Source organism: Methylobacterium sp. NPDC097929, assembly GCF_049543375.1.
GTDB lineage: Bacteria > Pseudomonadota > Alphaproteobacteria > Rhizobiales > Beijerinckiaceae > Methylobacterium.
The window spans coordinates 73,347-92,176 of the sequence record NZ_JBMVEP010000001.1 but is presented as its reverse complement, the minus strand read 5'-3'; the positions used below and the strand labels follow the sequence as shown (position 1 = coordinate 92,176).

18 protein-coding genes are annotated in these 18,830 nt (G+C 70.8%); 6 read left to right on the top strand and 12 right to left on the bottom strand.

Features of this window, described 5'->3' with window-relative positions; genetic code table 11:
* Window positions 1-12 precede the first annotated feature (12 nt).
* A complete protein-coding gene (locus ACPCJR_RS00430) occupies window positions 13-450 on the top strand; it encodes a DUF4112 domain-containing protein (protein WP_110352772.1) in 438 nt (145 codons plus the stop codon).
* A 37-nt stretch (window positions 451-487) separates the two neighbouring features.
* Window positions 488-1,690, top strand: a complete 1,203-nt coding sequence (locus ACPCJR_RS00425; protein WP_391515125.1) for an ABC transporter permease — start codon at window positions 488-490, stop codon at window positions 1,688-1,690.
* Window positions 1,691-1,796: 106 nt separating this feature from the next.
* On the opposite strand, the gene ACPCJR_RS00420 is transcribed toward ACPCJR_RS00425, so the two are convergent.
* From ACPCJR_RS00420 to gloB, 6 genes are all read right to left on the bottom strand, one after another.
* Window positions 1,797-4,028 carry a glycoside hydrolase family 3 N-terminal domain-containing protein gene (locus tag ACPCJR_RS00420; RefSeq protein WP_391515123.1) on the bottom strand — a complete coding sequence of 744 codons (2,232 nt, stop codon included), beginning with the start codon at window positions 4,026-4,028 and terminating at the stop codon, window positions 1,797-1,799.
* Window positions 4,029-4,150: 122 nt separating this feature from the next.
* Window positions 4,151-5,335, bottom strand: coding sequence for a GGDEF domain-containing protein (locus ACPCJR_RS00415; protein ID WP_391515121.1), 1,185 nt, complete (start codon window positions 5,333-5,335; stop codon window positions 4,151-4,153).
* Between the two features lie 182 nt (window positions 5,336-5,517).
* Window positions 5,518-6,507: a site-specific tyrosine recombinase XerD gene (locus ACPCJR_RS00410; RefSeq protein ID WP_391515120.1), complete on the bottom strand. Its 990-nt coding sequence runs from the start codon at window positions 6,505-6,507 to the stop codon at window positions 5,518-5,520.
* Complete coding sequence (locus ACPCJR_RS00405; RefSeq protein ID WP_391515119.1) at window positions 6,504-6,656, bottom strand: histidine kinase; 153 nt, start codon at window positions 6,654-6,656, stop codon at window positions 6,504-6,506. The genes ACPCJR_RS00410 and ACPCJR_RS00405 overlap by 4 nt, the downstream gene beginning before the upstream one ends.
* Before the next feature lie 213 nt (window positions 6,657-6,869).
* Complete coding sequence (locus ACPCJR_RS00400; RefSeq protein ID WP_391515117.1) at window positions 6,870-8,486, bottom strand: hypothetical protein; 1,617 nt, start codon at window positions 8,484-8,486, stop codon at window positions 6,870-6,872.
* Between the two features lie 388 nt (window positions 8,487-8,874).
* A complete protein-coding gene (gene gloB / locus ACPCJR_RS00395; protein WP_391515116.1) occupies window positions 8,875-9,654 on the bottom strand; it encodes a hydroxyacylglutathione hydrolase in 780 nt (259 codons plus the stop codon).
* Window positions 9,655-9,850: 196 nt separating this feature from the next.
* Here gloB and ACPCJR_RS00390 point away from each other — a divergent pair, with 196 nt between their 5' ends.
* From ACPCJR_RS00390 to ACPCJR_RS00375, 4 genes are all read left to right on the top strand, one after another.
* The gene (locus tag ACPCJR_RS00390) at window positions 9,851-10,585 is read left to right on the top strand and encodes a class I SAM-dependent methyltransferase (RefSeq protein ID WP_391515159.1); all 735 of its coding nucleotides are present in this window, start codon (window positions 9,851-9,853) and stop codon (window positions 10,583-10,585) included.
* A gap of 38 nt (window positions 10,586-10,623) precedes the next feature.
* Window positions 10,624-11,313 (top strand): MarC family protein, encoded by a 690-nt coding sequence (locus ACPCJR_RS00385; protein ID WP_391515114.1) that lies wholly within the window; start codon window positions 10,624-10,626, stop codon window positions 11,311-11,313.
* A gap of 91 nt (window positions 11,314-11,404) precedes the next feature.
* Window positions 11,405-12,208 (top strand): 4-hydroxy-tetrahydrodipicolinate reductase, encoded by an 804-nt coding sequence (gene dapB, locus ACPCJR_RS00380; RefSeq protein ID WP_391515112.1) that lies wholly within the window; start codon window positions 11,405-11,407, stop codon window positions 12,206-12,208.
* A 140-nt stretch (window positions 12,209-12,348) separates the two neighbouring features.
* Window positions 12,349-12,987, top strand: coding sequence for a 2,3-bisphosphoglycerate-dependent phosphoglycerate mutase (locus ACPCJR_RS00375; RefSeq protein ID WP_391515110.1), 639 nt, complete (start codon window positions 12,349-12,351; stop codon window positions 12,985-12,987).
* A gap of 9 nt (window positions 12,988-12,996) precedes the next feature.
* Here the strand turns inward: ACPCJR_RS00375 and bchI are convergent, their stop codons facing one another.
* From bchI to lptB, 6 genes are all read right to left on the bottom strand, one after another.
* Window positions 12,997-14,010, bottom strand: a complete 1,014-nt coding sequence (gene bchI, locus ACPCJR_RS00370) for a magnesium chelatase ATPase subunit I (protein WP_391515108.1) — start codon at window positions 14,008-14,010, stop codon at window positions 12,997-12,999.
* 139 nt (window positions 14,011-14,149) lie between these two features.
* Complete coding sequence (locus tag ACPCJR_RS00365; RefSeq protein WP_391515106.1) at window positions 14,150-14,479, bottom strand: hypothetical protein; 330 nt, start codon at window positions 14,477-14,479, stop codon at window positions 14,150-14,152.
* 2 nt (window positions 14,480-14,481) lie between these two features.
* Window positions 14,482-14,949 carry a PTS IIA-like nitrogen regulatory protein PtsN gene (gene ptsN / locus ACPCJR_RS00360; protein ID WP_110352719.1) on the bottom strand — a complete coding sequence of 156 codons (468 nt, stop codon included), beginning with the start codon at window positions 14,947-14,949 and terminating at the stop codon, window positions 14,482-14,484.
* Window positions 14,950-15,160: 211 nt separating this feature from the next.
* Window positions 15,161-15,778: a ribosome hibernation-promoting factor, HPF/YfiA family gene (gene hpf, locus ACPCJR_RS00355; protein ID WP_391515104.1), complete on the bottom strand. Its 618-nt coding sequence runs from the start codon at window positions 15,776-15,778 to the stop codon at window positions 15,161-15,163.
* Between the two features lie 116 nt (window positions 15,779-15,894).
* Window positions 15,895-17,454 (bottom strand): RNA polymerase factor sigma-54, encoded by a 1,560-nt coding sequence (gene rpoN, locus ACPCJR_RS00350; RefSeq protein ID WP_391515102.1) that lies wholly within the window; start codon window positions 17,452-17,454, stop codon window positions 15,895-15,897.
* A 504-nt stretch (window positions 17,455-17,958) separates the two neighbouring features.
* A complete protein-coding gene (lptB, locus tag ACPCJR_RS00345; protein ID WP_391515157.1) occupies window positions 17,959-18,816 on the bottom strand; it encodes an LPS export ABC transporter ATP-binding protein in 858 nt (285 codons plus the stop codon).
* Between the last annotated feature and the right edge of the window lie 14 nt (window positions 18,817-18,830).

Sequence of the window (18,830 nt, the reverse complement as noted above, 5' to 3'; positions counted from 1 at the left end):
GACACACCCCGCATGGCCTTTCGCGAGTCCGAGGGCGCGGCACAGATCCGCCGCTTCACGGATACGGGCACGGAGGCGAGCCTCCAGCGCCTGGAGCAGCTCGCCCACCTGATGGACTCGGCCTTCCTCCTGCCGGGCATCAACCGCCGCGTCGGCCTCGACGCGGTGATCGGTCTCGTCCCCATCATCGGCGACATCGCGGGCATGGCGATCGCCTCGTACATCGTCTACGAGGCAAAGCGGCTCGGCGCGCCGCGCTGGCTGGTCTGGCGCATGATGGCCAACGTCGCCCTCGACGGCGCCGTCGGCTCGGTGCCGCTGGCCGGCGACCTGCTCGACGCCGCCTTCAAGGCGAACCGTCGCAACGTGCGCCTGCTGCGCCGCCATCTGGAGCGCAAGGGCAACTTGCGGCCGAGCGAGATCGAGGGCACCGCAGTCCGGCTCGACTGAGCCGTGCACCGGCCGCCCGAGCGGGAGGGTTGAGCCGATGAACGAGCACCTGCGACCCGAACTCGACGCGGTGCCCGTCACCGCGCCGGGCAACGCGCCGCAGATGCAGGTCCTGCCGACCGCCACCCGCCGCGGCCTCTCGCCGCTGAACCGGCGGCGGCTCGCGAACTTCCGGACCAACCGGCGGGGCTCCTGGTCGGCGGTGATCTTCGTCGCCCTGTTCGTGCTGAGCCTGTTCGCCGAGTTCATCGCCAACGATCGCCCGATCGTGATGCAGTACAAGGGCGAGTGGCTGTTTCCCGTCCTGATCGACTACCCGGACGAGAAGTTCGGCGGCTTCCTGGCCCGGACCGATTACCGCGATCCGCTGACGCGCCAGGAGATCGAGTCGAACGGCTGGGTGCTGTGGCCGCCGATCCCCTACGCCGACAACACCTTCATGCGGGATCTGCCGACTGCAGCCCCCTCCCCGCCGACCTGGATGCTGGACGACGCGCAATGCCGCCCGGTCGCCGAGCGGGCCGGCGTCAAGGCGGAGGGGCGCGAACTCGGCTGCCGCGACATCGAGTGGCACTGGCTCGGCACCGACAACGCGACCCGGGACGTGCTGGCCCGCATCATCTACGGCTTCCGCATCTCGGTTCTGTTCGGCCTCGTGCTCGCCGCCCTCTCCTCGGTCATCGGCGTGATCGCCGGGGCGGTGCAGGGCTATTTCGGCGGCTGGACCGACCTGATCTTCCAGCGGGTCATCGAGATCTGGGGCGCGATCCCGACGCTCTACCTCATCATCATCATGTCGGCCTTCCTCGTGCCGAGCTTCTTCACCCTGCTCGGCATCCTGATCCTGTTCTCGTGGACGGCGCTGGTGGGCGTCGTGCGCGCGGAATTCCTGCGCGCGCGCAACTTCGAATACGTGCGCGCCGCCCGTGCCCTCGGCCTGTCCAACATCCGCATCATGACTCGCCACCTCCTGCCCAACGCCATGGTGGCGACGCTGACCTTCCTGCCGTTCATCCTGAACGGCTCGATCACGACGCTGACCTCCCTCGACTATCTCGGCTTCGGCCTGCCCCCGGGCTCGCCCTCGCTCGGCGAGCTGCTGGCGCAGGGCAAGGACAACATCAACGCGCCCTGGCTCGGGCTGACCGGTTTCGCCGTGGTGGCCCTGATGCTGAGCCTGCTCGTCTTCGCGGGCGAGGCGGTGCGCGACGCCTTCGATCCGAGGAAGACCTTCGGGTAGAGGCGCCGGAGCATCATCCCGAACGGTGGCCGCCGGCTTTCGGAAAAAGACGATGTGAAACAAGAGACTGGAACATCGTGCCGGATACGATATCCGGCAGGATGGTCTAGCGCCGCGCCTCGTCGCTACCCGGCGGGCCGCGCCAGCCGGTCTCGACCGTGAAGCCCGCGCTGTGGGTGGCGACGGAATCGCCGCCGACATGGGCGAGGTAGGCGCCGGCCTCGACCACGAGGGTGCCGTCCGGCTCGTGGTAGCCGAGGTCGCGCGCCGGGACGCGGAAGGTCGCGATCCCGGTCTCGCCCGAGGCGAGGTCGAGCAGGGCGACGCCCTTGAGCAGGCGCCTGGGGCGGCTGCGGGCCGCCACCGGTTGGCTCAGGTAGAGCTGGACCACCGCCCGCCCCGCCCGGGTTCCGTGATTGGTCACGGGCGCGCGGACCTCCAGCACCGCCTCGAAGCGGTCGCCCACGCCGAGACGCGGGGTCGCGATCTCCGGCTCGCCGTAGGCAAAGCGGGTGTAGGACAGGCCGTAGCCGAACGGGAACAGCGGCAGCGGCGAGGCGTCGGCGTAGCCCATGCTCCAGCGCGTCCCCGGAACGTGCGGGCGCCCGCCCGGCAGGGTGTCGTAGGTGAGCGGCATCTGCCCGACGGTGCGCGGCCAGGAGACCGGCAGCTTTCCCGAGGGGTTGGCATCGCCGAACAGCGTCTCGGCGATCGCCGGGCCGCCCTCCGTGCCGGGAAGCCAGGCCATCAGCACGGCCTGCGCCCGATCCAGCGCCGGGCCGAGTTCGGTCGGCCGCCCGCCGAAGACGACGAGCGCCACGGGCGTGCCGGTCTGCGCGACCGCCGCGAGCAACTCCTGCTGCAGGCCGGGCCAGGACAGGAAAGCGCTCGACGAGCCCTCCCCCGAACGATCGCGGGGCTCGCCCATCACCGCCACGACGAGATCGGCCCTGCGCGCCGCCTCGACCGCGGCGGGAAAGCCGTCGCCGCCGTCGCAGACCCGCCCGCAGCCGGGTGCGAACGCGATCTCGACCCCGGATGCGGCACCCCGCGCGCGCAGGCCCGCGAGGACGCTCGTCGCGTCCCATTCCTGCCCCGCACCCTCGTGCGGCCCGACCTGATCCCAGGCGGAATCGGCGAACGGCCCGACCACGGCGATGCGCCGCACGCGGGCGGGATCGATCGGCAGCACGTCGCCGCGGTTCTGGAGCAGCACGAGGCTCGCGCGCGCCGCGGCGCGGGCCAGATCGCGGGTCTCGGGACGCAGCAATCGTCCCTCGGCGCCCGCCGGATCGAGGACGGGGCGGTCGAACAGGCCGAGCCCGAACTTCAGCCGCAGCACCCGGCGCACGGCCGCGTCAAGAGCGGTCTCGGGGATGCGCCCGGCCCGCACCTCCTCGGGCAGGTGGCGCAGGAACAGGCCGCTGGTCATGTCCATGTCGACGCCCGCGAGCAGCGCCTTGCGCGCGGCCTCCGCGTCGTCGCGGGCGACGCCGTGCTTCACGAGGCCGGCCACCGCCTGCCAATCCGCCACGACGAGGCCGGAAAAGCCCATCTGCCGCCGCAGCAGACCGGTCATCAGGCTCGCATCGGCGGTGGCGGGCAGGCCGTTCAGCGCGGTCAGCGCCGTCATGACCGCGTCGGCGCCCGCCCGGATGCCGTCGCGGAAGGGCGGCAGGTGCAGGTCGTGCAGCTCGGTCGGGGCCACGAAGGTGGCGTCGTAGTCGCGCCCGCCGAGCACCGCGCCGTAGCCGACGAAGTGCTTGAGCGTGCTCGCGATCCCGCCGTCGCGGAATCCCTCCACCTGCGCCGCGGCGAGGCGTCCGGTCAGCCACGGATCCTCGCCCAGCCCCTCGACCACCCGGCCCCAGCGCAGGTCGCGGGCCACGTCCGCCATCGGCGCGAAGGTCCAGTTGATGCCCACCGCCGCCGATTCGCGGCCCTGGGCGGCGGCGGCGCGGCGCAGCAGGCCGGCATCGAAGCTCGCCGCCATGGCCAGCGGCAGCGGGAAGACGGTGCGGTAGCCGTGAACGATGTCAAGACCGACGAGCAACGGGATGCCGAGGCGCGAGGCGCGGGCGAGGCGGTCGGCCTGCGCGGCGAGCCCGGCATTGTTGAAGTTGATGACCGCCCCGACCTCGCCCCGGCGGAGGCTGTCGAGGTCGAGGATCGGCTCGTGCGAGATCAGGTTGAGCTGGCCGGCCTTCTCCTCCAGCGTCATGCGGGAGATGAGCGTCTCGATCCGGCTCTCGACGGGTTCGGCTGCGGCCGCCCCCGCGGCGAGGGCGAAGGCGCCGGCCGCGAGCGCTCGGACCATCCCCGACACCAGCCGTCGCATCGCACCCGCCCCCGCTCGGGACGGTCCGCTCCGTCCTCGATTGCCGGCGAGGACCATGCCCGAAACGAAGCGGGGCCGTCGACCGTCCCCGCGTCCCGAGCCCGGCGCTTCGTGTGGACGGCTCAGCGCGCGGTCGCCCGCCCCTGGCGTCCCATCCGGCGCGTCGGCACCGCGACTCCGTCGTCGCACATCACGCGGTCGCGCCCGGCATCCTTGGCCCGGTAGAGCGCCTCGTCGGCCCGGCGGAGCAGGTAGTCGAGGCTGCCGCCGATCTGGCTCTCGGCCGCCGTGCCGACGCTGACCCTGAGCTTGAGATCGGGATAGTCGGGATGCGTGAAACCGGCCACGGCGGAGCGGACCCGCTCGGCGATGCGGGCCGCCGCCCGTCCGTCGTGCCGCGGCAGCAGGCAGGCGAATTCCTCGCCGCCCATCCGCCCGAACACCGCGCCGGGCGGCAGGAGCGGCACCGTGACGTGGCAGAAGGCGGAGAGCACGGCATCGCCGACATTGTGGCCGTAGCGGTCGTTGATCGTCTTGAAGTGATCGAGGTCGAACAGGAGCAGGGCCGCCGGGCCGAGGGCGAGGTGCCGCTCGGCCTGATCGACCAGGGCGCGCCGGTTGGCGATGCCGGTCAGGGAATCGGTTTCGGCGGCAAGGCGCTGCTCACGCTCCGCCCGCTCCTTGGTCAGCGCCATGAACACGAAGGCGATGGCCACCGAGAACAGCGTGCCGGTAAAGCACAGGATGGCGAACCAGGGTGAGTTCATCGAGACGGAGCTGGGCAGCGGCACCGTGAGCGCCAGCGGAATCCGCATCCAGTAGAGGCCGGCATAGGTCGCGAGCAGCAACAAGGCGGGATAGCGGGAGACCAGCGGCTCGTCGCGCCCGCGCCAGACGGTCCCGGCACCGAGGGCGCAATAGATCCCGGCGATGGCCGAGGCGAGGATGACGCGCGCCACGATCGACGCGAAGAAGGGCGGCACGAGGCAGGCCGCGAGCCAGACCAGCCCGCCGGCCGCGGCCCAGCCGAGCAGCGGCGGACGGCGCTCGAAGGCGCGCACCCCGCTCCAGATCAGGCCGTAGCTCGCGATCATCAGCGCGTTGGCGACACCGATCGACACAGCGTCCGAAATCTGGCCGCGCAGGGCCAGCATCAGCGAGGCGATGCCGCCGATCAGATGGGCGACGCCCCAGATCGCCAGGGCGCGCTCCCGGCGGGTCTGGCTCCACGACAGCAGGAAGAGAATGCCCACGGTGACGACGATGGCGACCGTCATCATGAAGAGCGTGGGCAGGTCGAGGCGCATGACGATCCTGGATCGGAGGGCTCAAGAGATCGCGCCGTCTCCTCCGCACCGGACCCCGCTCAAATCGAACCGGGACCCGACTTGCATGCGAAAGGCAATGGTCGGCATTCAAATGCAAAACGAATAAAATTGCGTTTCGCGGTCCGCCGATAAAGCGGTCGGCGATACCGTTCGGGCGGTTTCTATAGTTGTCTTTCATCCTTCGCAATCATGTCCGGCTGATCGTTCAGCGGGTGCAGGTCGCGCACCATGCCCTTCAGCCGCTCGTCGAGGACGTGGGTGTAGATCTGGGTCGTCGAGATGTCGGCGTGGCCGAGCAGTTCCTGCACGATGCGCAGATCCGCACCGTTCTGGAGGAGATGGCTCGCGAAGGCGTGACGCAGGACGTGCGGGCTGACCCGGTCGGCGCGCAGGCCCGCGGCGGCGGCGACCGCCTTCAGGTCGCGGGCGAAGACCTGCCGGCTGAGATGGCCGCTCTCGCTCTCGGCGGGGAACAGCCAGGGCCCGTCGGCGGGCAGATGGCCGGCATGGGCGCGCATCGCGTCGCGGGCGAGGTCGGTGAGCGGCACGAGGCGCTCGCGCCCGCCCTTGCCCTTGACCACGAGGTAGCGCTCGCGCGTGGCCGCGGCCGAGCGCGGCAGGGCGACGAGTTCGGAGACGCGCAGACCCGTGGCGTAGAGCAGTTCGAGCAGGCACAGCATCCGCGCGGCGACGCGAGCCTCGGCCCGGTTCTCGCCCGCCGCCTCGGCCCGCTCTCGGGCAACGGCGAGCAGGCGGTCGACCTCGGCCACGGACAGGATCTTCGGCAGGCCCTTGGCCCGGCGCGGGGCGGCGACCGGTGCGGTCGGATCGGTGTCCGAAAACCCTTCCGCGTAGAGGAAGCGGTGGAAGCCGCGGATGCAGGACAGCCGCCGGGCCGCCGACGACGCCTTCAAGCCGCGCGGCTCCAGGGAGGCGATGTAGGCCCGCACCTGCTCGGCCTCCGCCTCCAGCGGATCGACGCCCTGCCGGGCGAGGTCACCGAGATAGTCGTCGAGATCGCGCCGGTAGGCCGCGAGCGTGTTGGCGGCCGCGCCGCGCTCCGCGGCGAGCATGTCGAGGAAGGCCTGCGCCGGATCCTCCGCCGGACCGGATGGGGGCTCGGGCGGGAGCGGAGACCCGCCCCCGCTCATCGGCCGCCCGGCTGGAGCTTCGAACTGGGAATGTTGACGCTCATCTCCCGGGGCGTCGGCTCGACGAAGGTCGCCAGGGCGAACATCCCGGCGAAGACGAGGCCCGCGAGGATCGCGATCGTGGCAAGGAAGCGGAAGAGGGTGGGCAAGGGAACCGGCCTTTCGCCGAGATACGCGGACGAGCGGGTCGTGTTGCGATGCGCAAACCGTGGGCCTCGATCCCATGGCACCGGCCCGAAGGCAAGGTCCGCCGGAGCACAGGCGGCGATGGAAATGGAACGACGGGTCGGCCGCACCCCATCCATGCGCCGGCTGCGATGCTTGCGCGCGGCCTCGGTGTCTCCCGCGTGGCCGGTTCCGCCCTAGCGCTGCTCCCGGCGCCAGATGTCGAGGAACGCCTGGGCCTTCGTCGTCAGGGCCATGCGCTCGTCCGAGAGGGCATCGACGAAGGCGGCGAGGCGCCGCGACTTTACGACCGTGTAGGTGGTGAGCAGCAGCACCCCGACGAACACGACGATGACGGCGACGAGCTTTTCGAGATGGGTCGCGTGCGCGAAATCGAGCACGTTCATGCCCAGCACCGTCGCCGTGATCGCGCCCACCATGAAGCAGATCGTCACCACGGTGAGCTTGAGGAAGAAGCGCGACTGGCGCCGCAGCGACTCGCTGTCGAGATAGGTCGACATGGCGCCCAGGGATTGCCGGACATCCTCGTAGAGACGGTCCGTGCCGATCTTGGTCGTGAGCAGCCCGAAGATCTCGCTGGCCTGGGTCTGGTTCGAGGCCTGATGGAACCAGTAGCGGTGGTTGAAGCGCAGAAAGCTCTCCATCGACAGGCGCATGTCCTGCGCGAAGCGACCCACGCTCCGGCGATCGGTGATGTCGAGGGCGTTCACCGCGACCGCCAGCCGGTCGGCCATCATCAGAAGCGCGGCCTTTTGAAAGCGCGCCATGAGAAACAGCTGGAAGTAGCGGTGCCGGAACTCGCCGAGCAGCCCGCGCTCGGGGTCGATCGCGGCCTTCGACGTCCCGGTCACCATGGTCAGCCCCCAGCCGCTGCAGGTCAGCCGCATGCCCGAGGCCACGCCGCGCCCCGGATCGAAGAACCGGTCGTGGCAGTAATCCTCCTCGAAACGCGCGAGGTAGGCGTCGGAATAGGGCAGCTCCTCGGACGGGTCGGGACCGGTGTTGAGGCCAAGGCGGACGTAGTCGGTGCGCGTGATCTGCGATGGATCTCGGGTGGCGAAGAAGCCCATGCCCGGAATCCGGTAATCCTCGAGATGCCGGTAGCGGAGCGCCCCGGCGGCCTTCGAGTGATGCGGGACGATCGGCGCGATCAGGAAGTCCCAGTGGGCCGCGACACGCGCCGAGCGGTCGCGGCACACGGCGGCGAGGTAGGGTTCGCGATGATCGAAATCGGAGGCCGCGAGGGTCTCGCCGCCGGCACCCAGCCACTCCATGCGCCGCGGGCAATGGAGCGCCCGCCCCTGCTCGTCCCAGCCGGACGGGTAGGTGCGGCCGATGCGGAACATGAGATCCTGCGCGACGGCGAGCGGAAGCCCCTCCGCCGCCAGCTCGACGTAGAGCAGCGCGATGTCCAGGTCGTGGAAGAAGTAGAGGTCGATGTGCACGACATCGAGGTCGATCGGCGGCCTGTCCTCGTCGAGCGTGACGCGGGCGGACGTCACGTCCTCGCGGCGGACGATGTGGATCGGCGACTCGCCGTAGCCCCGGCCGGCCTCGCGCTCGTAGGCCTCGCCGTAGAGGAAGTGCTGGACGTGCGGGAGGAAGGAGACGAATTCCCGGTAGTGGCGCTCCTGGAATCGCCCGGGCTCGCGGGCGAACCTGTCATCGAGGTTGCGCCAGGGCGGCCCGAGCTTCTGCCAGTGGCAGGCCATCGGTTCCCGGCCCGTCGGGACCAGTTGCAGCGGCCAGAGCAGGATGTGACGGAAATGCTCCACCATGGTGTCCGACGACATCCGCAACTCGTCCCGTCTCAAGAATCAGCCTGCCTGTTCGGCACCTCCGGGTGTTTATGATTCGCGCGTCGCGCCGAAGACAGTCTTCCGCATCGCCGCCGGTGACATAATCAAATGTATGATCGTCCCGACCCGGCCCCGACAGCGGTTCCAGGCCCGGGCGCCGCGGGATCGGACGGGCCGCGGGAACCCGACCGGATCACGGGGATCGGGCCGCGTCGCCCGCCCCCGCTGCGGCCCGTTCCCGGAGCCGAGGCGGATGAAGCCGCGGCCCGGGACGCGAACCCTAGAGCTGCGCCCGACCACGTTGGGTCGGGGCGCGTCTCTGAGCCTTTGTTGTGCAGCGCTTTCTTTCGACGAACCGGTGTCCACTTCGTCGGAAAGCGCTCTAGAACCGGTTCTTCCAGGCCCGCAGCGCGGTGAACACCGCCGCCGGATCGCTTCCCGGCTCGAGCCCGGCGGCCCGGGCGAGCGCCGGCTCGCCCACGCGCAGGAAGGGGTTGGTCGCCTTCTCCTCGCCGATGGTCGAGGGGATCAGGAAGCCGCCCTGCTCGGCGAGCCGCTCGGCCTGCGCCACGCGGTCCTTGAGATTCCGGTTGTCCGGCTCGGCGGCCAGCGCGAAGCGGCCGTTGGAGAGCACGTAATCGTGGCCGCTATAGACGGCGGTGGCGTCGGGCAGGTCGAGGAAGCGCTTGAGCGAGCGCCACAGCACCTGCGGCTCGGCCTCCATCACGCGCCCGCAGCCGAGGGTGAACAGCGTGTCGCCGGCAAAGACCACCTCGGCCTGAGCGAAGTGGTAGGTCACGTGGTCGGCGCAGTGGCCCGGCGTCTCCCAGACCTTGGCGACGAGGTCGCCGACCGTCACGGTGTCGCCCTCCGCGACGTAGCGCTTGGCACCCGGGACAGCCTCGCGGGCCCTCTCCGGCGCCGTCACCCGCGCGCCCGTGCGCTCCACCACCTCGGGGATGCCCTCGATATGGTCGGCGTGGCGGTGGGTCACGAGGATGTCGGTGAGCTGCCAGCCCTCGGCCTCCAGGGTGGCGAGGACGGGCGCGGCCTCCGGCACGTCGATCGCCGCGCAGGCGCCGCTCGCCGGATCGCGGATCAGCACGCCGATGTTGTCGCTCCGGCACAGGAAGGTACGGATCTCGGGTTTGACGCTCGCCATCGATGAGCCTTTCGCGAAGAATGCGGCCCGCCCGGCTCGGCGGGAACGATACGACATCTAGGACGACAACGGTCGGAATGCGCGTCGGCGCGAACGCCCCGTCCGCTGGAAACGCTTGCCGGACGCGCCCGCGATCCCCATTGATGCGGAAATCTGCCTCGCGGAGGACTTTTGAGCCGTGCCGGCCCCCCATCCGATGCGCCTCGACGTGACGGACTTGCGCGCGTTCTACGCCAGCCCGCTCGGCATCGTCACGCACCGCGTCGTCGGCCGGGCGATCCACGGCTTCCTCGGCTCGGTCTCGGGCCTGCGCGTGCTCGGGCTCGGCTTCGTCACGCCCTATCTCGGTCCCGTCCACGTCATCGCCGAGCGCACCCTGGCCTTCATGCCGGCGACGCAGGGCGTGGTGAACTGGCCTTCCAGCGGGCGCTCGGTCACCGCGCTCGCCGACCTCACCATGCTGCCCCTGCCGGAGGCGGCGGTCGACCGGGTCGTGCTCGTCCACGGGCTCGAAGCCGTGGAGAGCCCGAGCGAACTGCTCTCGGAGGTGTGGCGCGTGCTGACGCCGGGCGGGCGGCTCGTGCTGGTGGTGCCCAACCGCACCGGCGTCTGGGCGCGGCGGGACGCGACGCCCTTCGGGCACGGCCAGCCCTACAGCCGCTCGCAGCTCTCCCGGCTGATGCGCGACACGCTGTTCTCGCCGGAGGGCTGGGCGGAGACGCTGTACATGCCGCCGATCCGCAGCCGCTTCTGGCTCGGCACCGCGGCGGCCTGGGAGCGGTTCGGCACCGGGCTCGCCATGCCGTTTGCCGGCCTGCACGTGGTCGACGCGACCAAGCAGCTCTACCGGCCGGTCGCGGTGCGGCAGGTGCGCCGCCTGCCGAGCCGGGCGCCCGCCCGGGTGCTGGTGCCGGCCGGTCAGCCGGGCTAAAGCCGCCTCGCCTTCAGACATTGCCGAGCCGCGCCCGCATGCTGGCATCCATCGGATTCGAGACCGTCCTGACGAGCTTCCTGCTCGCGCTGTCCAGCCTGTTCTCGATCGTGAATCCGGTCGGCTCGGCACTGATGTTCGCGCAGATCACCGCCGACCGCTCGCATGCCGAGCGGGCGGAGCTGGCGCGGCGGATCGGCTTCTATGCCGCCCTCGTCATGCTCGCCGCCCTGTGGGCCGGCGCCCCGATCCTCAACTTCTTCGGCGTGTCGCTGGCGGCCCTTCGCATCGCCGGCGGCCTGTTCGTGGCCGCCTTCGCCTGGACCCTGCTCAACGCACCCGAGGCGCGGGAGGCCCGCAAGCACGCCGAGGCCGAGCCGGAGGCCGGCGAAAACCTCGCCGAGGTCGCGTTCTTCCCCCTCACCCTGCCCTTCACCACCGGGCCCGGCACCATCGCGGTCGCCATCGCTCTGGGCGCCAACCGCCCCTCCGAGCCGGGTGACTTGGCCGGCTTCTTCCTCGGCGCCTCCCTGGCGGCCATGGCCATCGCCGGCCTGATCCGTCTCGCCTACGGCTCGGCGGACCGGGTCGTGACCTTGATCGGACCGGTGCGGGCACGGGTGCTCGGGCGCCTCTCGGCCTTCCTTCTGCTGTGCGTCGGCACGCAGATCACCGTCAGCGGCGTGTCGGACGTGCTCGGACCGCTGATCGCCTCGCACCGGGCCTGACGGTCATGCGCGGGACGCTCCACCGGCGGCCGAATGCGCTACAAGCGCCCGGCTGCAGCCGGCCATCCATCGCAGCGGAAAGTAGATCAACATGAAGCTCGTGGTCGTGGGCGCCGAGGGGCGCATGGGGCGGATGCTGATCCGCGCCGTGGCGGAGGCGGACGGGTGCACCCTGCACGGCGCCATCGAGCGTCCGGGCTCGCCGACCCTCGGCCGGGATGCGGGGCTGCTCGCGGGGGTGGGCGAACTCGGCGTGCCGGTCTCGGACGATCCGCTGCCGCTCTTCGTGGCCGCCGACGGCGTGCTCGACTTCACCGCGCCCGCCGCGACGCTCGCCTTCGCCGAACTCGCCGCCCAGGCCCGCATCGTCCACGTGATCGGCACGACGGGGTTTTCCGAAGAGGACCTGAAGCGGCTGGAGGCGGCGAGCTACCACGCCCGCCTCGTGCGCTCGGGCAACATGTCGCTCGGCGTCAACCTGCTGGCCGGCCTCGTGCGCCGGGTCGCCGCGACGTTGGGCGAAGAGTTCGACATCGAGGTGCTGGAGATGCACCACCGCATGAAGGTCGATGCGCCCTCCGGCACCGCCCTGTTGCTCGGCGAGGCCGCGGCCGAGGGCCGCCGGGTCGCGCTCGCCGAGACCCGGGTTTCGACCCGCGACGGGCATACCGGCGCGCGCCGACCCGGCGATATCGGCTTCGCCACCCTGCGGGGCGGATCGGTGGTCGGCGATCACAGCGTGATCTTCGCCGGGCCCTCCGAGCGCATCACGCTCTCGCACCACGCCGAGGACCGGGCCATCTTCGCCCGCGGCGCCCTGCGGGCGGCGCGATGGGCCTTCGACAAGCCGCCGGGCCTCTACGGTATGGACGACGTGCTGGGGCTTCGGGATTAGACTTCTCTGCGAATAACGAATTCGGCGGAACGTCAGGCTCGGGCTTGGGGCGCGGCGAGGCCTCTGGTAGAGGCCGGGCGCATGTGTCCCGAGGCCAAGGCGGCGGCCTCGCACAGCCATCCTCCGGAGAGATCGATCCCATGGAGCGCCTGCTCGTCCTCGCTCGGCACGGCCAGAGCGAGTGGAACCTCAAGAAGCTGTTCACCGGCTGGCGCGACCCGGAGCTGACCGACCTCGGCATCGAGGAGGCCCGCCGCGCCGGGCGCTGGCTCAAGAGCCAGGGCACGCAGTTCGACGTGGCCTTCACCTCCAACCTGCGCCGCGCCCAGAACACCTGCTCGCTGATCCTCGAGGAGATGGGCCAGAGCGGGCTGGAGACGATCCGCAACGAGGCGCTCAACGAGCGCGATTACGGCGATCTCTCGGGCCTCAACAAGGACGATGCCCGCGAGCGCTGGGGCGACGCCCAGGTCCACGAGTGGCGCCGCTCCTACGACGTGCCCCCGCCCGGCGGCGAGAGCCTCAAGGACACCGCCGCCCGGGTGCTGCCCTACTACATCCAGTCGATCCTGCCGCGGGTGATGTCCGGCCAGCGCGTGCTGGTAGCGGCTCACGGCAATTCCCTGCGGGCGCTGGTGATGGTCCTCGACGGCATGACCACCAAGACCATCGCGAGCCTGGAGATCGCGACCGGCATCCCGCTGGTCTACCAGCTCAAGGCCGACACCACCGTCGAGTCGAAGCTCGTCCTCGACAAGGACATCGACCAGGACGATTGAGGGCCGGCCTCAGCCCGCCCCCAGAACCTCCTCCACGGCCCGCGCCACGCGCGCCGTGGAGCCGGATTCGTCGAGCGGATTGCGGCGCAGGCGGTGGCGGAGCGCACTCGGGGCGACCTGCCGCAGATGCGCGACCGTCACGCCATCCGCGCCTTCGAGGGCGGCGAGCGCCCGGGCCGTGCGCATCAGCGTGAGTTCGCCCCGCAGGCCGTCGGTGCCGAGCGCGAGGCAGAGCCGGGCCGCGCTCTCCAGCACCGCATTGGGCACGCTCACCTCGCTCAGGCGCTCGCGGGCGGACAGAATCGTCTTCTGGAGTGCCTTCTCGGCCTTTCCTTGCGCGGCGCAGAACCCGTCCGCATCGCGCTCGTAGGCGTCGCGCCGCCGCACCACCTCGATGCGCGTGGCGATGTCGGTCGGCGTCGTCACCTCGCAGGCGAGCCCGAAGCGGTCGAGGAGCTGCGGGCGCAACTCCCCCTCCTCCGGGTTGCCGCTGCCGACGAGCACGAAGCGGGCCGGATGGCGCAGCGACAGCCCCTCGCGCTCGACCGTGTTGACGCCCGAGGCCGCGACATCGAGCAGGAGATCCACGAGGTGGTCCTCCAGCAGGTTCGCCTCGTCGATGTAGAGGAAGCCGCGATTGGCCCGCGCCAGCAGGCCCGGCTCGAAGGCCTTCTCGCCCTTCGTCAGCGCCCGCTCCAGATCGAGGGCGCCGACGACCCGGTCCTCGGTGGCGCCGAGCGGCAGATCGACCACCGGCACCGGGATCATGTGGCTCTTGCCCCTCCCCCGCGCGCAATGCGGGCAATCGGCGGCGGGTGCCTCGGGGGAGCAGGAATAGGGGCAGCCGGCCACCGCGCGGATCTTCGGCAGTAGGGCGGCGAGCGCCCGGACCGCCGTGGACTTGCCGGTGCCCCGGTCGCCGAAGACGAGGACGCCGCCGATCGACGGATCGACCGCCGCGATCAGCAGCGCCCGCTTCATCTCCTCCTGGGCGACGATGGCAGTGAAGGGAAAGGGAGGCACGCTCGATCAGCTTCCGTGGCCGGATGGGCCCGGACGCGGCGCGCGGGCAGGATCAGCGGATCATGCACGATTCGAACGGCGCGGACAGCCGCGCGGCTCTCACAACCGGGACAATCGCTCGACGCCGCGGGCCCTCGCCTCACATCCCGCGGCAGCGGGTGCGCAGCAGACCCGAAAATTCCTTTTCCGAGCTCTGGACCTGACCCAGGCGCTCGGTGCGTTCGGGGCCGGACAGGCAGCGCCCGTAGACGCCCGCGATCCGGCGCATCGTCTCGACATGGCGCTGCCAGACCCGGCAGCGGCTCGCATCGTCGTCGCCGCCGCCTTCGAGCTGTTCGACCGCCTGCCGCTGCATCGACCCCGCCACGAGCACGTCGCGGGCGCAGGCCGCCTCGCTCTGCGCCCGCAGGCTGCCGGGAGTGAGGAGCGCGGCCGCGAGGAGGGCGGCGCGCAATCCGTACGCGGTCATGGTCAGGCCGCCTGCGTCGTCGGCCCGTGGGCCAGCAGGGCGTAGAGGGCGGTGGCATCCCGGGCGCTGCGGATGCGCTCCAGCATGCCCGGCTCGCGCAGGAGCCGCGCCACCTGGGCCAGCGCCTTCAGGTGTTCGGCGCCGGCGCCCTCGGGAGCGAGCAGCAGGAAGGCGACATCGACGGGCTGGCCGTCGAGGGCATCGAAATCCACCGGCTTCTCGAGCCGGGCGACGAGGCCGAACAGGCGGTCGAGCTGGCCGAGCTTGCCGTGAGGGATCGCCACCCCGTCGCCGATGCCCGTCGATCCCAGGCGCTCGCGCTGTAGCAGCGTCTCGAAGATGTCGCGCTCCGACAGCCCGGTGAGGTGGCGGGCGGCGTGGGCGGCCAGTTCCTGGAGCACGTGCTTCTTGTCCCGCACGCGCAGGGACGGGACCACGGAGTCCGGACTCAGGAATTCGAGCATGGGCATGAAAACTAAACGCCTCGTCGGCGGGATTCCATCCAGCGGTCCCGCGTTCCCCGGCGCGGGCTCCGGAGTGCACACCCCGGCTCAGAGCGCCTCACGACATTCCGAGATCTCCAAGATCTCGGGGATGCCTTCCCCGGCCGCAAGGGTGCGGCCGGCATTTCATGAAGGACGCCCTGTCCCCGCCCGAGGCGGCCCGAAGGAGGGCCGTGCCTCAGCCACGGTCGCCGGGAGGATCGACCCACCCGATCGCACCGTCACTGCGCCGATATACGACGTTGATGCGCCCGGTGCCAGCGTGAACGAAGACGATGACCGGCGCGCCCGTGAGGTCGAGGGCGGTCACCGCCTCGCTGACGGATTGCCGCTTCAGGGTCCGGGTGCTCTCGGCCACGACCGGCGGGTGATCGCCCTCCTCCTCGGCCTCGACTCCGTCGTCCTCAAGATCGTCGCCGGTCTCCTCGGCCGGCGCGGCGAAGACGGCGTAGGCCGCCTCGATGCCGGCGCCGTTATGGCCTGATGCGGCGTGGTCCTTCAGCTTGTGCTTGTAGCGGCGCAGCCGCTTTTCGAGCCGGTCCGCGGTCTGCTCGAAGCTGGCATGGGCGTCGTGCGCCGCGCCCGAGGCTTCGAGCGTCAGGCCGGTCACGAGATGAAGCACGCAATCCGTCCGGTAGGCCGTGCCGTCGCGGCGGAGGGTGACGTGGCCCGTGCAGGTCTCGCTCATGTGCGGGTCGAGATATTTCGAGAGCGTCGCCGCCATGCGGTCTTCGACCCGGCCGCGCAAAGCCGTACCGAGATCGAGGCCATGCCCCGTCACCCGCAAACCCGCCATCGACGTCTCCGTTTTCTCTCCCGAACACCGAGAGTTAGACAGAGGGCGGGGCAAGTCAACGCGAAGGCGAGCCGGCGCAGGGCCTCCCCACCGCCCGACGCCGGAAATCCCGGGGCTCAGCGGGCGGCCGAGGCCATCCGCGCCCGGCGGCGCTCGATCGACGAGGGGATGCGCAGGGATTCGCGGTACTTGGCGACCGTGCGGCGGGCGATGTCGACGCCCTCGTCGCGCAGGCGCTGCACCAGCGCGTCGTCGGAGAGCACGTCCGCGGCCTCCGCATCGACGAGCTGCTTGATGCGGTGGCGCACGGCCTCGGAGGAATGGGCCGCCGCCCCCGCCGCACCGGGGATCGCCGCGGTGAAGAAGTACTTCATCTCCAGCGTGCCCCGGCTCGTGCCGATCGACTTGTTGGAGGTCACCCGCGAGACGGTGGATTCGTGCATGCCGATCGCCTCGGCGACGGTCTTGAGGTTCAGGGGCCGCAGGTGGGCGACGCCGTGCAGGAAGAAGGCGTCCTGCTGGCGCACGATCTCGGTGGCGACCTTGAGGATGGTGCGCGCGCGCTGCTCCAGGCTTCGGGTGAGCCAGTTGGCGGTCTGCAGGCATTCGGAGAGGAACGCCTTGTCCCCGTCGGCGACCGCGCCCTTCGAGACGCGGGCATAGTAGCTCTGGTTGACCAGCACCCGCGGCAGCGCCTCGGAATTCAGCTCCACCAGCCAGGAGCCGTCGGGGGCCGCGCGCACGAACACGTCGGGGATCAGCACCTCGACGGCGTGGGCGCCGAAGGCCCGGCCGGGCTTCGGGTCGAGGCGGCGGATCTCGGACAGCATCTCGACGAGATCCTCGTCGTCCACGCCGCAGAGGCGCCGCAAAGCCGGAAAATCCCGCTTGGCCACGAGGTCGAGGCGCGAGACCAGCGCCTGCATGGCCGGGTCGAAGCGATCTTGCTCGCGCAGCTGGATCGCGAGGCATTCGGCGAGGTCGCGCGCGGCCACGCCCGGGGGGTCGAACGTCTGGACCAGCTTCAGCACGCGGGCGACGTCGTCGAGCGCGGCGCCGAGCCGCTCGGCCACGAGATCGATCTCCTCGCGCAGGTAGCCGGCCTCGTCCACCGCATCGATCAGGAAGCTGCCGATCAGCCGGTCGGTGGGGTTCTGCGTCGCGAGGTCGAGCTGCGCCGCGAGGTGCTCGCGCAAGGAGGTCTCGGCGGTCAGCGTCGCCTCGAAATCGGGAAGCTCGCCGTCGAAGCTGCCGCCGGTGTTGCCGTAGGGCGCGGGCGTCAGCGAGAGCATGTCGCCGCTGCCCGTATCGCGGGGGGTGGGGTTTTCGTCGGCGAAGACGTTGTCGAGGCGGGTATCGAGGTCGCCCTCGATCTCGCCACGGCTCGGCGTCATCTCGGAGGCGAGCCAAGCCTCGGATTCGGGCGCGTCGCCGCCCTCGTAGCCCTCGCCGGCGCCGTCGTAGGCGTCACCGTCCGACGACGCCTCCGGCGCCTCGCGCTCGGGGGCACCCTCGCCCTCGATGCGCTCCAGCAGCGGATTGCGCTCCAGCTCGGCATCGACATAGGCTGCCAGATCGAGCTGCGAGAGCTGCAGCAGTTTGATCGCCTGCAGCAGTTGCGGCGTCATCACCAGGGCCTGACCCTGGCGCATCTCGAGGCGCTGCATCAAACTCATGGCGACGCTCAACCCCTGACAAGCCTGAAGGAACTGCCAGCCGCAAGCCACCCGGCCGCATCGGCACGCTTCTTGCTTCCTCCTAGAACCGGTGTAGACCCGGCCGAGCCTTCCGTCAAAGCGTGATTGGTGGCACCCGCTCCGAAATCCGTGCAAGCCGGCAGCATTGTCACAGAGTCGTCGCCGGATGCGGCCCGGCCGGCCCACACGCCCCGCGTGAGCCGGTTCCGATCCGTGCCATCGCCAGGATCAAGAATCCCTTGCGCGGTATCGGGCGGCCGCCATCATGGTTCAGAAGCGGTGATCGCGGCGGCGCGCGTTTTACGCGGCGGGCGTTCCCGACCCGGCGGCGGACGGCCGGAATCGTGCTCAGGCAGGCGAAGGGATGGCTTCGATGGAAGCCTCGAGCATCGTCCCGAAAGGTGGCCGCCGGCTTTCGGGAAAAAGACGATGCGAAACAAGAGGCTAGACCATCGTGCCGGATACGATATCCAGCACGATGGTCTAGAGGCGAAAATCCTCGCCGAGATAGAGCCGCCGCGCATCCTCGTTCGCCACGATCTGCTCGGGCGTGCCTTCTGTGAGGATGCGGCCGGAATGGGCGATATAGGCCCGGTCGATCAGACCCAGGGTCTCGCGCACGTTGTGGTCGGTGATGAGCACGCCGATACCGCGCTGCTTCAGGTGCTTCACGAGATCCTGGATGTCGCCGACCGCGATCGGGTCGATGCCGGCGAAGGGCTCGTCGAGCAGCATGTAGCTCGGGGACGAGGCGAGCGCCCGGGCGATCTCGCAGCGCCGCCGCTCACCGCCGGACAGGGCGATGGAGGGCGACTTGCGCAGGCGCGCGATGTCGAACTCTTCCAGCAGCGAATCGAGCTTGCGCTCGCGGGCCTTGCGGTCGGGCTCGGCCACCTCCAGCACGGCGCGGATGTTGTCCTCGACCGAGAGCCCACGGAAGATCGAGGCTTCCTGCGGCAGGTAGCCGATGCCGAGCCGGGCGCGCTGGTACATCGGCAGGTTCGTGATCTCCAGGCCGTCGAGGCTGATATAGCCGCGGTCGGCCGGCACGAGGCCGGTGATCATGTAGAAGATCGTGGTCTTGCCCGCGCCGTTGGGGCCCAGCAGCCCGACCGCCTCGCCGTTATGGACGGTGAGGCCGGCCTCGTGGACCACGGTGCGCGCGCCGTAACTCTTGCGCAGCCCCCGCACGTGCAGGACGCCCGGACCGCCGCCCTCGGCGGCGAGGCTCCCGGCGGCCTGCGCGGTCGTCCGATTGCGGCCGAGCACGCGACCGAGCCAGGAGCCCTTCCGGCCGCGCGGCGGCTCGGCGCCCGCCTGGAGCGACACGCCCGTGGGCATTCCCGAGGGCGTCA

Coding starts and splice junctions, on each gene's coding strand:
- ACPCJR_RS00430 (WP_110352772.1), top strand. CDS start 13: ATGGCCTTTCGCGAGTCCGAGGGCGCGGCACAGATCCGCCGCTTCACG.
- ACPCJR_RS00425 (WP_391515125.1), top strand. CDS start 488: ATGAACGAGCACCTGCGACCCGAACTCGACGCGGTGCCCGTCACCGCG.
- ACPCJR_RS00420 (WP_391515123.1), bottom strand. CDS start 4,028: ATGCGACGGCTGGTGTCGGGGATGGTCCGAGCGCTCGCGGCCGGCGCC.
- ACPCJR_RS00415 (WP_391515121.1), bottom strand. CDS start 5,335: ATGCGCCTCGACCTGCCCACGCTCTTCATGATGACGGTCGCCATCGTC.
- ACPCJR_RS00410 (WP_391515120.1), bottom strand. CDS start 6,507: ATGAGCGGGGGCGGGTCTCCGCTCCCGCCCGAGCCCCCATCCGGTCCG.
- ACPCJR_RS00400 (WP_391515117.1), bottom strand. CDS start 8,486: ATGTCGTCGGACACCATGGTGGAGCATTTCCGTCACATCCTGCTCTGG.
- gloB (WP_391515116.1), bottom strand. CDS start 9,654: ATGGCGAGCGTCAAACCCGAGATCCGTACCTTCCTGTGCCGGAGCGAC.
- ACPCJR_RS00390 (WP_391515159.1), top strand. CDS start 9,851: ATGCGCCTCGACGTGACGGACTTGCGCGCGTTCTACGCCAGCCCGCTC.
- ACPCJR_RS00385 (WP_391515114.1), top strand. CDS start 10,624: ATGCTGGCATCCATCGGATTCGAGACCGTCCTGACGAGCTTCCTGCTC.
- dapB (WP_391515112.1), top strand. CDS start 11,405: ATGAAGCTCGTGGTCGTGGGCGCCGAGGGGCGCATGGGGCGGATGCTG.
- ACPCJR_RS00375 (WP_391515110.1), top strand. CDS start 12,349: ATGGAGCGCCTGCTCGTCCTCGCTCGGCACGGCCAGAGCGAGTGGAAC.
- ACPCJR_RS00365 (WP_391515106.1), bottom strand. CDS start 14,479: ATGACCGCGTACGGATTGCGCGCCGCCCTCCTCGCGGCCGCGCTCCTC.
- ptsN (WP_110352719.1), bottom strand. CDS start 14,949: ATGCCCATGCTCGAATTCCTGAGTCCGGACTCCGTGGTCCCGTCCCTG.
- hpf (WP_391515104.1), bottom strand. CDS start 15,778: ATGGCGGGTTTGCGGGTGACGGGGCATGGCCTCGATCTCGGTACGGCT.
- rpoN (WP_391515102.1), bottom strand. CDS start 17,454: ATGAGTTTGATGCAGCGCCTCGAGATGCGCCAGGGTCAGGCCCTGGTG.
- lptB (WP_391515157.1), bottom strand. CDS start 18,816: ATGCCCACGGGCGTGTCGCTCCAGGCGGGCGCCGAGCCGCCGCGCGGC.